The following is a 13,416-nucleotide window of genomic DNA, read 5'->3' as shown; positions in this document are numbered from 1 at the left end:
TCCGCCGATGCGCCGCACCGCAGTTCCCGCACGGCCGGCGGCGGACGAAACCGGACCAGCACCCTGTTCGGGGACGGATCGCCGGTTCGCGGACCCTCGCGCCGGGGGCCCGGGAAGATGTGCCAGAGTTGCCACGTCCGAGCCGTGAGCACGTACCGTACGGCGGAGCGGAACTGCCGGGACACCGGGGAAGGGGCAGCTGGCTTGACCACGCACGCACCGCACGCGTCGCACACGGTGACGTTGCCGGCCTCGCTCGACGAGGCGGTGGCGGCGCTCACCGCCATGCCTGCCGCCGTGCCCGTCGCAGGCGGCACCGATCTCATGGCGGCGGTCAACGCCGGACTCCTCAGGCCCGCAGCCCTGGTGGGCCTCGGCCGGATCAGCGAGATGCGCGGCTGGCAGTACCTGGACGGCCATGCGCTGCTCGGCGCCGGCCTCACCCTCGCCCGTATGGGACGCCCCGACTTCGCCGCCCTGATCCCGGGCCTCGCCGCCGCCGCCCGCGCGGCCGGCCCGCCGCAGGTCCGCAACGCCGGCACCCTCGGCGGCAACATCGTGACCTCGGCGCCCACGGGCGACACCCTCCCGGTGCTCGCCGCCCTCGAAGCCACGGTGATCATCGCCGGCCCCGGGGGCAGCCGCCGCGAGATCCCGGTCAGCCACCTCCTGGCGGGCCGGGAGATGCTGGGCCCCGGTGAACTCGTCGGCTTCGTGCGGGTGCCGCTGCTGCACGCCCCGCAGACCTTCCTCAAGGCCACCGGCCGCACCGGCCCCGGCCGGGCCACCGCCTCCGTCTCGCTCGTCCTGGACCCGGCCCGGCGCGGGGTGCGCTGCGCGGTGGGCGCCGTCGCCGCCATGCCGCTGCGTCCCCTGGAGGCCGAGCAGTGGGTGGCCTCGCTCATCGACTGGGACGGCGAACGCGGCCTGGTGCCCGAGGCGCTGACGGCCTTCGGTGACTATGTCGCCGCCGCCTGTATCCCCGACCCGGCACCGCCCGAGGACGGTTCGGAACCGGCCGCCCTGCCGCCGGCCGCACTCCACCTGCGCCGTACGGTGGCAGCCCTGGCCCGCCGCGCACTGGGGAGGGCGCTCTCATGAGCGAGCGCAGCGTGGGGCTCCCCCCGGCCGGAGGCCGGGAGATCATCATCGAAAGGTGCGCGCCTCGCGAAGGCGGGGCCGAGCGAAGTGAGGGCTCGGCATGAGCGACGCCGACAACCGCCATCCGTACCAGCCGCACCCCGAACACGGCTGGCAGCCGCTGCCGCAGGGCGGCGAGTACGAGTCGGAGGCGACGGCCTTCGTACAGCTCCCGGAGGGCTTCACCACCGGGGCCTACGGCGGCGGATCACCCCGGTACGGCACCCCGGGCACCGAACCGCTCGCCGCACCCGGTCACGGCTACACCCCGCCCGCCTCCTTCACCCCGCACGAGCCCGCGCCGCCGGTCGCGGGCGCGGGCACCGACCCGTCGGCCACCGGCCAGTGGACGATGCCCTTCGCGGACCCCTCGGCCGGATACGCCGACTCGTCCGCGGGATACCCGGCCCAGGCGGAGTACGCGGCCCACCACGGCGCCGCCGAGGGCTACCACGGCGACGCCCCCGAGGCGGCCCGGTCGTGGCACGGCGACCCGGTGGACTGGCCCGTCGCGGGCAGCCCGGAGGCCGGCAACCACGGCGCCTGGTCGGTCCCCGCCGCGGCGGACGACGGCCTGGAGGAATCCGGCGAATACCTGGTCGACGATGACGGACTGACGGGGCATACGGCCCCTTCCGGCGGTCATCCGGGCCACCCCGCCCATGGGGGGCATCACGGACATCCCGGCCCTGTGGGGGCCGGTGGCGCCACCGGTTACCAGGGGGGCGGGTACCCGGGCGCCGGCGCGTACGACGGTGCCGGGAACCCGGCGGACGCCGCCGAGGCCGCCGGTACCGGGCACTGGAACTTCACCACCGGTCCGGCCGCCACCGGTGGAGCCGAAACGCATCCCGCGGCGCCGCACGACGCTTCACGCGGTGGCGCGGTGCCCGCACACTTCGGCGGCGCCGCGGGCGACCCGTACGCGCACGAACACGGCCTCCCGGGCCGCGGCACCGAGCCGGAGGCCGAACGGCCCCGCGGCACGGACCCGTCGGGCGCCGACCCGTACGGAACGGGCGCGGGTGTCCCGCACGGTGCGGCAGGTGGCGCGGCAGGCGCGGCGACCGGGCACTGGTCGCTGCCGGCCGACGCGCTGGCCCAGTGGCCGCCCGCCGGGGACCCGGTGCAGTCGCCGCACGACGGGCCGCGGCACCAGGAACCGGCGGACCGGCCCGACGGGATGGTGGACGCGCCCGGCGCAGCGGCCGACTGGACGATCCCGGCGGCAGCAGGCGAACGGCGGGAGGACTCCGGCGAGTTCGCGCTCACCGACGCGGCCGGGCACAAGACGCCCGCCACCCCGGCTGCTGACGGCCTTGCGGACGCGGTGCCGCAGCACGGCGAGCACACCGGGCTCACGGACCTCGGCGGCCGCACCGACCTCGGCGGTCTCACGGACCTCGACGGCCTCGCGGACCCGAGAGCCGCCGGGCACGCCGGCGAGGGCTCAGGGGCGGAGGGCAATGCCGGGGCGGACGGGAGTGCCGGGGCGGACGACACCGCCGGGGCACACGAGAACGCCGGGAGGGGCGAGACCCTTGGGGCGGTCGAGCGCCCCGGCGAGGACGGCAGCGGCACCGCCGACGCCACCGGTAGCGGTAGTGGCAGTGGCGGCGGCAGCGGGATTCCGGCCGGTGACACCGAGGGCCCCGTCGGGGCCGAGGTGGCGGACGAGGCCGATGCGGCGGGAGAGAGCGACGCCGAAGACTTCGACGAACACCCCGCCGCCTCCTACGTCCTGCGGGTGAACGGCATCGACCGGCCGGTCACCGACGCCTGGATCGGCGAGTCGCTGCTCTACGTGCTGCGCGAGCGGCTGGGCCTGGCCGGCGCCAAGGACGGCTGCTCGCAGGGCGAGTGCGGGGCCTGCTCCGTCCAGGTGGACGGGCGGCTGGTGGCGTCCTGCCTGGTGCCCGCGGCCACCACGGCGGGCAGCGAGGTCCGTACGGTCGAAGGGCTCGCGGAGAACGGTGAGCCCTCCGACGTGCAGCGCGCGCTGACCGCCTCCGGTGCGGTGCAGTGCGGCTTCTGCGTACCGGGGATGGCGATGACCGTCCATGACCTCCTGGAGGGCAATCACGCCCCCAGCGAGCTGGAGACCCGTAAGGCGCTGTGCGGCAACCTCTGCCGCTGCTCGGGCTACCGGGGGGTGCTGGACGCCGTCGACGAGGTCGTCAAGGCCCGTGCGGAGTCGGCGGAGGCCGCCTACGGACCGGCGGACGACACGGACGGGTCGGCGCCGGCGGACACCGCCCGTATCCCCCATCAGGCAGGCCCCGCAGACCCCATGGGCCACGCCCCGCACGACCAGGATCCGCACTCGGGAGGCTCCGCATGAACGAGCGCAGCAGGGGAGCCTCCCGGGCCGGATGCCGGGGGAGAGACATCGAGAGCACCGAGAGGTGCACGCCGAGCGGGTACGAGACCGGGCGAAGCGAGGTTGCGGCATGAGTGGCACGTCCGACGGCGCAGCGGCCGTCACCGCGACCCCCGCGGCGGGCGTCCCGATCCCCCCCGAGGAGCCGCTGCACGGCCTGGGCGTGTCCCTGCCGTCCGCCGACGCACCGGCCAAGGCCGAGGGCACCTTCCCGTACGCCGCCGACCTGTGGGCCGAGGGGCTGCTGTGGGCCGCGGTGCTGCGCTCGCCGCACCCGCGGGCGCGCATCCTGTCGATCGACACCCAGCACGCCGAGGAGATGCCCGGCGTGCGCGTCGTCGTCACGCACGAGGACGTCCCCGGCGACGCGGGGCACGGCCGGGGCACCGCCGACCGCCCGGTCTTCGCCAAGGACGAGGTCCGCCACCACGGCGAGCCGATCGCCGCGGTGGCCGCCGAGCACCCCGACACGGCGCGGCTGGCCGCCGCCGCCATCGCCGTCGAGTACGAGATCCAGGACGCGGTCACCGACCCCCAACTGGCCTTCGAGGCCGAGCCGTTGCACCCGGACGGCAACCTCATCCGGCACATCCCGCTCCGCTTCGGCGACCCCGATGTGGTGGGCGAGGTGATGGTCGAGGGGCTTTACCGGATCGGCCGCCAGGACCCGGCGCCCATCGGGGCCGAGGCCGGACTCGCGGTGCCGCGCCCCGACGGCGGCGTGGAGATCTACACCGCTTCCACGGACCCGCACACCGACCGCGATCTGGCCGCCGCCTCCTTCGGGCTGGAGCCGGACCAGGTCAAGGTCGTGGTGACCGGTGTGCCCGGCGCCACCGCCGACCGCGAGGACCCCGGCATCCAACTGCCGCTCGGCCTGCTGGCGCTGCGGACGGGCTGCCCCGTCAAGCTCGCCGCCACCCGCGAGGAGTCCTTCCTCTCGCACGCCCACCGCCACCCCACGCTGCTGCGCTACCGCCACCATGCGGACGCCGACGGCACGCTGGTCAAGGTGGAGGCCCAGATCCTGATGGACGCCGGTGCCTACGCGGACACCTCCGCCGACGCGCTGGCCGCGGCCGTCTCCTTCTCCTGCGGCCCGTACGTCGTCCCGCACGCCGTGGTCGACGGCTGGGCGGTGCGCACCAACAACCCCCCGTCCGGCCATGTGCGCGGCGAGGGCGCGTTGCAGGTCTGTGCCGCCTACGAGGGCCAGATGGACAAGCTGGCCGCCCGGCTGGGCCTGGAGCCCGACGAGATCCGGCTGCGCAACGTCATGGCCACCGGAGACCTGCTGCCCACGGGGCAGACGGTGACCTGCCCGGCCCCGGTCGCCGAACTCCTGCACGCCGTCAAGGAAGCGCCGCTTCCCGAGCTGCCCAAGGACGCGCCCGAAGCGGAGTGGCTGCTGCCGGGCGGTCCCGAGGGGGCGGGCGAACCGGGCGCGGTGCGCCGCGGTGTCGGCTATGCGCTGGGCATGGTGCACATGCTCGGCGCGGAGGGCACCGACGAGGTCTCCACCGCCACCGTCAAGGTCAGCGGCTCGGTGGCACACGTCATCTGCGCCGCGGTCGAGACGGGGTCGGGGTTCTCCACCCTGGCGCGGCAGATCGTGCAGGAAACCCTCGGCATCGACGAGGTGCATGTCGCCGGCGCCGACACCGACCAGCCGCCGGCCGGCGCGGCCTGCCACGGGCGGCACACCTGGGTCTCCGGCGGCGCCGTCGAGCGCGCCGCCAAGATGGTCCGTAGGCAGCTGCTGCAGCCGCTGGCCCACAAGTTCGGGATGTCCACCGAGCTGCTGCAGATCAACGACGGCAAGATCACCTCGTACGACGGGGTGCTCAGCACCACCGTCGCCGAGGCGCTGGACGGCAAGGAACTGTGGGCCACCGCCCAGTGCCGCCCGCATCCCACCGAGCCGCTGGACGAGGCCGGCCAGGGCGACGCGTTCGTCGGCCTCGCCTTCTGCGCGATCCGCTGCGTCGCCGATGTCGACATCGAACTCGGCACCATCCGCGTCGTGGAGATGACCGTCGCCCAGGACGTCGGCCGGGTGCTCAACCCCCGCCAGCTGCGGGCCCGTATCGAGGCCGGGGTCACCCAGGGCCTGGGCGCGGCCTTGATGGAGAACCTGCGCACCACCCGCGGCCAGGTCCGCCACCCCGACCTCACCGGCTACGCGCTGCCGACCGCCCTGGACGCCCCGGACATCCGCATCGTCAAGCTCGTCGAGGAACGGGACGTGGTCGCCCCCTTCGGCGCCAAGCCCGCCAGCGCGGTCCCGGTCGTCACCTCCCCGGCCGCCGTCGCCTCCGCCGTCCGCGCCGCCACCGGCCGCCCCATCGGCCGCCTCCCGATCCGCCCCCAGGCGGCGGTGGCGCAGGTGGTGCAGCAGCAGGGGGCCTGAGGGGGCGGGTACGTGGCCCGGCGGGGCCCGCGCGGCCCCGCTCCCGCTCCTGGCCGGAGCCTGCGCAGGCCGCGGCGGGATGCGGATTTACGTCACTCGCTTGCGAGGAAGGGAGGGTGGCGAGATCACTTACCACGTCGAGGCCAAGAAGCGTGACGACCGGGAGGTCCCCGGCGTGCGGAACGGAGACGGCCGGTGCGGGCCCGACGCCCCTGAGGGCGAGGCGGATCCCCGCGCCCTTCTGAAGAAACTGGCCCTGTGGGCCGGACTCGCTCTTTGCGTCGCCTTCATTGCCTGGGTGGCCTGGGGGTTCTTCCAATTCGACCACGACATCGACCATCCCCGCGAAGGCGGCTTTTCCGGCTGGCAGTGCGACGCCGGCCGCGACTGCGGTTCCTGACGACGTGCCGCTCCCGGCCCATTGAGGCGGAAACCGAGACGAACGGTGAGGGGCCGGGCTCCTTGGGAAGAGACCGGCCCATCCGTCGCCCCTGGTCGGAGCGTATGGAGGCCGTGGCGGGATTCGAACCCACGTAACTCGCTTTGCAGGCGAGCCCCTGAACCACTCGGGCACACGGCCGGGTTGGTGTGCTGAACCTGACTGTATGCCGCGTGGCGGGGTGTTCGGCAAGAGTGCGGAGCAGAGTGGCGTGAAGCTGCAATACGGGGCAACCCGAGGCAACAGGAGGCAACGCGGGGCAACATGCCGTTCATGAAGCGGGGCTCCGGTGGGGTGGCCGCTCAGGCCGAGTGCAGGAACTCCTCCACTGCCGCCCTGAACAGCTCCGGGGCGTCCACCCATGGGTAGTGGCCCACCTCGTGCAGGGGCCGGACCCGTGCGTCGGGGAAGGACTCGGCCACCAGCTCGCCCGCGCGCATGCCCGTCACCCCGTCGTGGTCACCGGTCACCACCAGCACCGGGCAGCTCACCTCGCCCAGCCCCGATACCAGCGCCTCTCGCAGCTGCTCGTCCACGCCCTGCCAGAACCCGGCCCGCGGCACCGGGCCCAACTGCTCGCCCTCGGTGGCCGCATGGGCCTGCTGCGGCTCCTCCCACCGCCCGTAGGCGAGCGGCGCCGCGGCGAACAGCAGGGCCCGTACCTCGTCCATGTCGGAGGTCTCGGCCAGTTGCCGCACCGCCGCCGAGGCCTCCGGCCACCACTGCTCGTGCTCGCGTGCGGCGAAGATCTCCTGTGCGTCGTCGGGGAGTTCGCCCTGCAGCCGGGAGCCGGGGCAGACCAGGACCAGCCGGGTGAGCCGCTGCGGGTGCCTCGCCGCGTACGCCTGGGCGACCGCGGCCCCCGCGTCGTGGGCGAGCAGGGCGAACCGCTCCAGGCCCAGGTGCGCGCGCAGGGCCTCGACATCCTCGGCGAGCTGCGGGAAGGCGTAACGGGAGGGGTCGGCGGCGGCCGGGGAGGCGCCGGTGCCGCGGCTGTCCAAAACGATCAGCTGCCGGTGTGCGCTCATCCCGCCGAGGTCGCCCAGATACGCGGCATCCCGTCCGGGGCCGCCGGCCAGACACACCAGGGGCGGCAGGGGCGAGTCGGCCAGGCCGAGCACGCTGTAGTGGAGCTCGGCGTTGTCGTACGTGCGGAAGTGCGGCATAAGGACAGCTTGCCCGACGACGGGCGATGTACGGCCGGTCCGTGTCGTGTGGTGCCGGTCCGGGGTCCGGGGGCCGGGGTCCGGTCCGTGCCGCGTCGGTCCGTGCCGTGTCCGGTCCGGGGCCGGTCCGGCCCCTGCTGTGCCGGTCCGGGCCCGGACCGGTCCGTGCCGTGTCATGCCGTGCGGTGCCGGACCGCCCCCGGCCCCCCGGCGTAGGTCCTATGGACGACCCGGTTCCCGTCCCTGGACAGGGGCACCGCCGTCGTACGGCCCTTACGCTGGCTCGATGACCGCTGATCGCCCCCGCCGCAGCGCCGACCCGTCCCCGGGTACCGGAACCGAACTCGCCCCGCCGTCGGACACCCCGGCCGGCGACCCGGCCCGCGACCAGGCCGACGCGGCGGCCGCCACCCCGGCCGCCACCGGCGGCATCCTCGGCCGGGCCCACCGTGCGCTCACCTTCGGCATCATCTCCGTCGTCTCGGTCGTCGCCTTCGAGGCGATTGCCGTGAACACCGCGATGCCGGTCGCCGCCCGCGCGCTGGACGGGATCGGTCTGTACGCCTTCGCGTTCTCCGCCTACTTCACGGCGAGCCTGTTCGCGATGGCGCTCGCGGGGGAGTGGAGCGACCGGCACGGACCGCTCGCGCCGCTGTTCGCCGGGATCGCCGCGTTCGGGGCGGGGCTGCTGGTCGCGGGCGGTGCGCAGAGCATGGGGATGTTCGTCGCGGGCCGCGGGGTGCAGGGCATCGGCGGCGGGATGGTGGTGGTCGCGCTGTATGTGGTGGTGGGCCGCGCCTACCCCGACCGGCTGCGCCCGTCGATCATGGCGACGTTCTCGGCGGCCTGGGTGGTGCCGGTGATCGTGGGCCCGCTGGTCGCCGGGACCCTCACCGAACAGTTCGGCTGGCGCTGGGTCTTCCTCGCCATCCCGGCACTGATACTGCTGCCGCTCGCGGTGATGCTGCCCGCGCTGCGCAAGCTGCCCCGTACGCGTCCAGGGCCGGGCGGCGGCGCCCGCCAGGTCCTGGGCAACCGGCGCTGTCTGCTCGCGCTGGCCGCCGCCGTGGGCGCCTGCCTGCTGCAGTACGCGGGCCAGCATCCGGCCTGGTTCGCGCTGCTGCCCGCGGCCGCCGGACTGGCCCTGCTGGTCCCGGGCATCGTGCGGCTGCTGCCGCGCGGCACGTTCCGTGCGGGGCGCGGCCTGCCGAGCGTCGTGCTGATGCGCGGTCTGGCCGCCGGGGCGCTGGTCGGCGCCGAGAGCTTCATCCCGCTGATGCTGGTCACCCAGCGCGGGCTGTCCCCCACCCTCGCCGGTCTCTCCCTCACCGGCGGCGGACTGACCTGGGCGCTGGGCTCGTACGTCCAGAGCCGGCCGCGTCTGGAGCCGTACCGGGAGCGGCTGATGGGCCTGGGCATGGTCCTGCTGGCGGCGGCCATCGTGGCGGTGCCGCTGGCGCTGCTCGACACGGTGCCCGTCGCGATCGTCGCGGTGGCCTGGACGGTCGGCGGGTTCGGTATGGGCCTGAACATCTCCAGCGGCGGCGTACTGCTGCTGAAGCTCTCCCGTCCCGAGGAGGCGGGCAGCAACTCCGCGTCCCTGCAGATGTCGGACGCGCTGGGGAACGTCACCTTCGTCGGGGTCAGCGGGGTGCTGTTCGCGGCCTTCGGCGGTGGCTCGATCGCTGCGCACGGGCCCGCGGCCACGGCCGGCGCCGCCTCGGCGAGCCATCCGGCGGCCTTCGCGGCGGTGTTCGCGGCGATGGCGGTGGTGGCGCTGGCCGGCGCCGGTGTCACGAGTCGGTTGCGACCGGAGCGGGCGTGAGGACGTCGCGCCGAGGCCCTGTCACCGGCCCGACCTGCAAGCTCACCCCCACCCGGGTCGGCCGGCGAATGTGACCTCGGTCCCACCCCGGGGTGAGCCGGTGCCGTAACCCCGGAGCGTGAACCGGGGCACGGGTAGGCTGACGCGGTTGCCGATCGCCGAGTTCAGCCGACGGAGACCGTGACTACCACCACCAGCGCCACCAATAACCATCACCTGTCCCCGGCCTTCCCGGGACGGGCCCCTTGGGGTACCGCGAACAAGCTGCGTGCCTGGCAGCAGGCGGCCATGGACCGCTACATCCAGGCACAGCCGAGAGACTTCCTCGCCGTCGCGACGCCCGGAGCCGGCAAGACGACGTTCGCGCTCACGCTCGCCTCGTGGATGCTGCACCACCACGTCGTGCAGCAGGTGACGGTCGTGGCACCGACCGAGCATCTGAAGAAGCAGTGGGCCGAGGCGGCGGCACGGATAGGGATCAAGCTCGACCCGGAGTACAGCGCGGGGCCGCTGGGCCGCGAGTACCACGGCGTCGCGATCACCTATGCCGGTGTGGGCGTACGGCCCATGCTGCACCGCAACCGGATCGAGCAGCGCAAGACGCTGGTGATCCTCGACGAGATCCACCACGCCGGTGACTCGAAGTCCTGGGGCGAGGCGTGCCTGGAGGCGTTCGAGCCCGCGACCCGGCGGCTCGCGCTGACCGGTACGCCCTTCCGGTCCGACACCAACCCGATCCCGTTCGTGACGTACGAGGAGGGCAACGACGGCATCCGCCGCTCCTCCGCCGACTACACCTACGGCTACGGCAACGCGCTCGGCGACGGCGTCGTCCGGCCGGTCATCTTCCTCTCCTACAGCGGCAATATGCGCTGGCGGACCAAGGCGGGTGACGAGATCGCGGCCCGGCTCGGCGAGCCGATGACCAAGGACGCGGTCTCGCAGGCCTGGCGTACCGCGCTGGATCCGCGCGGCGAGTGGATGCCGAACGTGCTGCGCGCCGCCGACCAGCGGCTGAGCGAGGTCCGCAAGTCCATCCCGGACGCCGGGGCGCTGGTGATCGCCTCCGACCAGGAGCAGGCGCGGGCGTACGCCAAGCTGATCCGGGAGATCACCGGGGAGGGTGCCACGCTGGTGCTGTCCGACGACACCGGGGCCTCCCAGCGCATCGACGACTTCGCGTACTCCCAGGACCGCTGGATGGTCGCGGTCCGGATGGTGTCCGAGGGCGTCGACGTGCCGCGGCTGGCGGTCGGGGTGTACGCCACCACGATCTCGACCCCGCTGTTCTTCGCGCAGGCCGTGGGCCGTTTCGTACGGTCCCGCAAGCGCGGCGAGACCGCCTCGGTCTTCCTGCCCACCGTCCCGATGCTGCTCGGCTTCGCCAACGAGATGGAGGTCGAGCGCGACCACGTCCTGGACAAGCCGAAGAAGGACGGGGAGGAAGACCCGTACGCCGAGTCCGAGAAGGAGATGGACGAGGCGAACAAGGAACAGGACGAGGACACCGGCGAGCAGGAGCAGTTCTCGTTCGAGGCGCTGGAGTCGGAGGCGGTCTTCGACCGGGTGCTCTACGACGGTGCCGAGTTCGGGATGCAGGCCCACGCGGGCAGCGAGGAGGAGCAGGACTACCTCGGCATCCCCGGACTGCTGGAGCCCGACCAGGTGCAGATGCTGCTGCAGAAGCGGCAGGCCCGGCAGATCGCGCACAGCAAGAAGCGGCCGGACGAGGAAGCCGACCTGCTGGAGCTGCCGGCCGAGCGGCGCCCCGTGGTCACGCACAAGGAGCTGCTGGAGCTCAGGAAGCAGCTGAACACGCTGGTGGGGGCTTATGTCCACCAGAGCGGAAAGCCGCATGGCGTGATCCACACCGAGCTGCGGCGGGTGTGCGGCGGGCCGCCGAGCGCGGAGGCCACCGCCGGGCAGCTGGGTGAGCGGATCAAGAAGGTACGGGAGTGGGCCACGCGGATGAAGTGAGTCCGGCCGGGGCCTGAGGGGCCGCCTGGGGTCTGTGATCCGTGGCCTGTGGGTGGGGGCGGTGTGCCGGTGGTTGCGGCGCGCCGCCCCCGCCGTCGATTCCGGCACGGCACACGCACCCCTCCCGCCGTCGCTTCCGCCCATACCGCCCGAACGGCTCTGTAGCCCTACCTGAAACACCACGGGACGCTCTGGACGGACCTATGGGGATATTCCGGGCGGGAAAGCCCGGATTCTGGACGGACTCTTCCGCTCACCGGACTGGCTCGCTACTGTCCCGGTCACGCACACGCCCCGTGGCAGCGCCGCCGCGGAGCGCAGCCGGTGCCATGCGGCCGGCGGCCTCTAGCGCGCGCTGCTCCGGGACTCGCAGCGCGTCACGTCGAGAGCCGCCACTCACCCAGGAGGCGTCGTGACCGCAGAGACCTCCCAGACCCTCGACCGAGGGCTGCGCGTCCTCAAACTGCTTGCCGACACCGACCACGGTCTGACCGTCACCGAGCTCTCTCACAAGCTCGGCGTCAACCGCACGGTGGTCTACCGTCTGCTGGCCACGCTGGAGCAGCACGCTCTGGTCCGCCGCGACCTGGGCGGCCGCGCCCGGGTCGGCCTGGGCGTGCTGCGCCTGGGCCGGCAGGTGCATCCGCTGGTCAGGGAGGCGGCGCTGCCCGCGCTGCGGTCGCTCGCCGAGGACGTGGGGGCCACCGCGCATCTCACCCTCGTCGACGGCACGGAAGCGCTGGCCGTCGCCGTGGTGGAGCCGACCTGGACCGACTACCACGTGGCCTACCGGGCGGGGTTCCGTCATCCGCTGGACCGGGGGGCCGCCGGCCGGGCCATCCTCAAGGCCCGGCAGGGACGCCTCCAGGACGCCGGACTCGCCCTGACCCACGGGGAGTTGGAGGCCGGCGCGAGCGGCGCGGCGGCACCGCTGCTCGGGGTGAGCGGCATCGAGGGCAGCGTGGGCGTGGTGATGCTCGCGGACACCGTCTCCGAGCGGATCGGGCCGCGGGTGGTCGACGCGGCCCGGGAGGTGTCGGAGGCGCTGCGCTGAGGAGGCGTGGTGCCTGTCTTCGCAGCAACCTGGTGCCCGTCTTCGGAGTGCGGGGGCGGCCGAGGCCACGGGGTGTGAAGGGGCGGTGGCCGTGTGGTGAGGCCGCAGCGCCTTACGGCCCTGGTGGTGCGGGGGTCAATTAGGCTGGCGGGGTGTCCTCACGCACCCGTGCCCTGGCGCTCTGCGCCGCCCTTGTCCTGGCCCTCGTCCTTACGGCGGTCCTCGCCCCGCTGCCGTTCGCTGTCGCCTATCCCGGCATGACGGCGAACGTCCTCGGCGACGACAAGGGCAAGCCGGTGATCACCATCACCGGCGCCGGGACCCGTAAGACGAGCGGACAGCTGCGGATGACCTCGATCGTGGCCACCGGACCGGACGCCTCCGTCCACCTGCCGGACATCATCGAGGGCTGGTTCCGTACGGACGAGGCCGTGATGCCGCGGGAGGCGGTCTACCCGGTGGGCAACAACACCGAGGAGATCGCCGAGCACAACGCGAAGCAGATGGAACAGTCGCAGGACACCGCCACCAGCGCCGCGCTCGGGCAGCTCGGCAAGTCCGCCAAGGACATCAAGGTCAAGCTGAGCCTTGCGGACGTCGGCGGTCCGAGCGCCGGGCTGATGTTCGCCCTCGGCATCGTCGACAAGCTGGACGGCGACGGCGCGGGCCACGACCTGACCGGCGGGCGCAAGATCGCCGGTACGGGGACCATCACCGCCGGCGGGAAGGTCGGCGCGGTGGGCGGGGTCCCGCTGAAGACGCAGGCCGCACACCGGGACGGCGCCTCGGTCTTCCTGGTCCCGCGCAAGGAGTGCACCGATGCGCGGGCGGAGCTGCCGAAGGGGATGCGGCTGATCCCGGTCACGACGCTCGACGGCGCGGTGGACGCCCTGAAGGCCCTGCGGACCGGGGGCAAGCTGCCGACCTGCTGAGCCGGACCGGGGGCAAGCTGCCGACCTGCTGCGCCGGACCGGGGGTAAGCTGCCCACCTGCTGAGCCGCCCCACCGCCCCGCCCCGGGCCGTC

General features: G+C 73.9%; 9 protein-coding genes and 1 tRNA gene. 8 read left to right on the top strand and 2 right to left on the bottom strand.

Annotated features, from left to right (window positions below; genetic code table 11):
- Window positions 1-204 precede the first annotated feature (204 nt).
- The 4 genes from ABR737_RS18015 (at window position 205) to ABR737_RS18000 (ending at window position 6,330) form a co-directional block, all read left to right on the top strand.
- Window positions 205-1,101, top strand: coding sequence for an FAD binding domain-containing protein (locus ABR737_RS18015; RefSeq protein ID WP_350251184.1), 897 nt, complete (start codon window positions 205-207; stop codon window positions 1,099-1,101).
- A gap of 100 nt (window positions 1,102-1,201) precedes the next feature.
- Window positions 1,202-3,481: a 2Fe-2S iron-sulfur cluster-binding protein gene (locus ABR737_RS18010; protein WP_350251183.1), complete on the top strand. Its 2,280-nt coding sequence runs from the start codon at window positions 1,202-1,204 to the stop codon at window positions 3,479-3,481.
- A 109-nt stretch (window positions 3,482-3,590) separates the two neighbouring features.
- A complete protein-coding gene (locus ABR737_RS18005; protein WP_350251182.1) occupies window positions 3,591-5,930 on the top strand; it encodes a xanthine dehydrogenase family protein molybdopterin-binding subunit in 2,340 nt (779 codons plus the stop codon).
- 100 nt (window positions 5,931-6,030) lie between these two features.
- Window positions 6,031-6,330, top strand: a complete 300-nt coding sequence (locus ABR737_RS18000) for a hypothetical protein (RefSeq protein ID WP_350251181.1) — start codon at window positions 6,031-6,033, stop codon at window positions 6,328-6,330.
- Window positions 6,331-6,435: 105 nt separating this feature from the next.
- Here ABR737_RS18000 and ABR737_RS17995 read toward each other — a convergent pair.
- Window positions 6,436-6,510: transfer RNA gene (locus tag ABR737_RS17995), tRNA-Cys, on the bottom strand.
- Window positions 6,511-6,671: 161 nt separating this feature from the next.
- Window positions 6,672-7,535, bottom strand: a complete 864-nt coding sequence (locus ABR737_RS17990) for an alpha/beta fold hydrolase (protein ID WP_350251179.1) — start codon at window positions 7,533-7,535, stop codon at window positions 6,672-6,674.
- A gap of 286 nt (window positions 7,536-7,821) precedes the next feature.
- On the opposite strand from ABR737_RS17990, the gene ABR737_RS17985 reads away from it, so the two are divergent.
- The 4 genes from ABR737_RS17985 (at window position 7,822) to ABR737_RS17970 (ending at window position 13,323) form a co-directional block, all read left to right on the top strand.
- Entirely contained in the window at window positions 7,822-9,360 is a 1,539-nt protein-coding gene (locus tag ABR737_RS17985; protein ID WP_350251178.1) for an MFS transporter, read from the top strand.
- A 180-nt stretch (window positions 9,361-9,540) separates the two neighbouring features.
- Complete coding sequence (locus tag ABR737_RS17980; RefSeq protein ID WP_350251176.1) at window positions 9,541-11,337, top strand: DEAD/DEAH box helicase; 1,797 nt, start codon at window positions 9,541-9,543, stop codon at window positions 11,335-11,337.
- Window positions 11,338-11,749: 412 nt separating this feature from the next.
- On the top strand, window positions 11,750-12,391 hold the full coding sequence (locus ABR737_RS17975; protein ID WP_129296128.1) for an IclR family transcriptional regulator: 642 nt from the start codon (window positions 11,750-11,752) through the stop codon (window positions 12,389-12,391).
- A 152-nt stretch (window positions 12,392-12,543) separates the two neighbouring features.
- The gene (locus ABR737_RS17970; RefSeq protein WP_350251174.1) at window positions 12,544-13,323 is read left to right on the top strand and encodes a S16 family serine protease; all 780 of its coding nucleotides are present in this window, start codon (window positions 12,544-12,546) and stop codon (window positions 13,321-13,323) included.
- The last annotated feature ends 93 nt before the right edge of the window (window positions 13,324-13,416 follow it).

The organism is Streptomyces sp. Edi2 (genome assembly GCF_040253635.1).
In the GTDB taxonomy this organism is placed as follows: domain Bacteria; phylum Actinomycetota; class Actinomycetes; order Streptomycetales; family Streptomycetaceae; genus Streptomyces.
Note: the sequence above shows the minus strand (reverse complement) of the source record. Positions and strands in the feature narration are given on the sequence as shown.